Here is a 1,724-nt window from a genome sequence, read left to right on the forward strand (position 1 = left end):
AAATAAATACTGACCAGGGTTTCTTTTACCTTTTTTTATTTGGTAAGTTTCTTAAGCATAGAGATTATTGAATGCAGCCTCCGCAAGAACATGAGAATAGCAGATACTTGCGCCTGCAACTGCAAGTGACCTACAAATCACAATGTTCATGTGTAGCGCTATTTGTATGGCAGAGGCAATGCAAGAAGTTTGTGCAAGTGACATCTTTTATTGTAATTATAATATATTCTAATTTAGCAATAAATTAACTAATAGATATTATAATATTAATAATTGTAAATTTATTGAGAGATATTTATGAGTAATGTAAAAGATATTTAAAAATTAGAAAAGGAAGGAAGGACCGTTTTATATTGGAGGTGAAGAGTGTTATAAAATAAAATTAGTGAGTAAAGATCAACAAGGTAAACAAATCTCTTTTTCTTATCCATATATATTTTCACACAGGCTAGATGATGAAGGTGAAAACCTATATATAGCAAGTGAGAGTGATGGCAAGATAATTAGGTGTCATTGGCCATTTCACAACGATAAAGAATATTCCTTAAAGGATATTCCCAGAGTAAGATGAAATTGCAGGAACTGCCAAGCCATTTTATAAATGTAAAGGTAATTGAACACAAAGGTAAATATAAGTTTGCTCTATATGATAGAGTAGTTAGCTCTAGCGAAGACACAAAAAACCTTATAACAATTCTGTCATTATCTTCATTGTCAAATTTTAACAGAAACTTTAATATCTTAGAATACAAAGACAAGGAATTGAGGCTTATCTTGAAAAAAAGCACTCATAATGAATATGATAAAATTTACGCTCCTATTATTATCAAAGAAAGCGATCGAAGTGAAATCTGTGAATTGCAGCACAATTGTAATATCTTCTTTTATAAAGATGGTACACTGTACGCATTTGAACCTAAAACTAATCAAGATAGTAATGGTTATTATTGGTAGAATAAATATTCTTACAGTGATTTCAGGTATGTTGCCCTAATAGATGATGGAGATGGTGACTGTAGATTACAGCTTTCAAATAGATGGAACAGAACTAGGACATGAAAGTACACCTTGTTACGATAAATTTTTGAATGAAGCATTTCAAGAATTAATCTCATATCTTTTGGGTCGACTTGAGCTGATACTCTTTACTATCAGATAACCAGATTCAAACTCTAGTTGATCACTTATAACCAACCACTAACTCAAAACTCTTGCTCAGGAGTTAAATGAGGCAAAACTGAAAATTATTTGTTCCTATTTTAAATGAGGGTCAGCTTGAAGCTCTAGTGAAAGGGTTAAAACCAGGACAATTAGAAAACATCTTACCCACTTAAGAATGGATCAGTTTAAAGTACTCATTAAAAATATGGACGATTATCAATTTATGGACCTAATAAGAAGCTTATCTGAACATCACTTAACTATTCTTTCCAAGGAACTGGAGCTTAATCAACTTTATATTCTGGTCAAACTCTAGAAGAAGATAAATTAAAGAATTTAGTCAATAAGCTAGATCACGAGAAGCTTGAGGTAATAAGCTCAGAATTTAACTGATCCTGGCAGAATCAAACTTATAACTGATTTCCTAACTAACTTTGAAAAACTTCAGACTTTTGCTTGCAATATGCCTGACCAGCTATTTGCAGAACTTTTGAATAATCTCGATGCAAAAAAGCTTAAAGATATTATCCACAATCTACCTTGTGAGAAAGTTATATCTGTAG

General features: G+C 31.6%; 3 protein-coding genes. All 3 read left to right on the forward strand.

Going from position 1 to position 1,724, the window contains the following annotated elements:
• Positions 1 to 385: 385 nt before the first annotated feature.
• Genes IHO13_RS05380 through IHO13_RS05390 form a run of 3 tightly spaced genes read left to right on the forward strand, consistent with a single transcriptional unit; the run spans position 386 to position 1,159 of the window.
• On the forward strand, positions 386 to 571 hold the full coding sequence (locus IHO13_RS05380) for a hypothetical protein (RefSeq protein WP_225538614.1): 186 nt from the start codon (positions 386 to 388) through the stop codon (positions 569 to 571).
• A 2-nt stretch (positions 572 to 573) separates the two neighbouring features.
• A complete protein-coding gene (locus IHO13_RS05385) occupies positions 574 to 954 on the forward strand; it encodes a hypothetical protein (protein WP_225538616.1) in 381 nt (126 codons plus the stop codon).
• A gap of 52 nt (positions 955 to 1,006) precedes the next feature.
• Positions 1,007 to 1,159 (forward strand): hypothetical protein, encoded by a 153-nt coding sequence (locus IHO13_RS05390; RefSeq protein WP_225538617.1) that lies wholly within the window; start codon positions 1,007 to 1,009, stop codon positions 1,157 to 1,159.
• Positions 1,160 to 1,724 lie beyond the last annotated feature (565 nt).

Source organism: Wolbachia endosymbiont of Mansonella perstans, from assembly GCF_020278605.1.
Lineage (GTDB): Bacteria > Pseudomonadota > Alphaproteobacteria > Rickettsiales > Anaplasmataceae > Wolbachia.

Bases quoted from the DNA above. Each gene is read 5' to 3' on its own strand.
- IHO13_RS05390 (WP_225538617.1), top strand. From the start codon at position 1,007: ATGGTGACTGTAGATTACAGCTTTCAAATAGATGGAACAGAACTAGGA.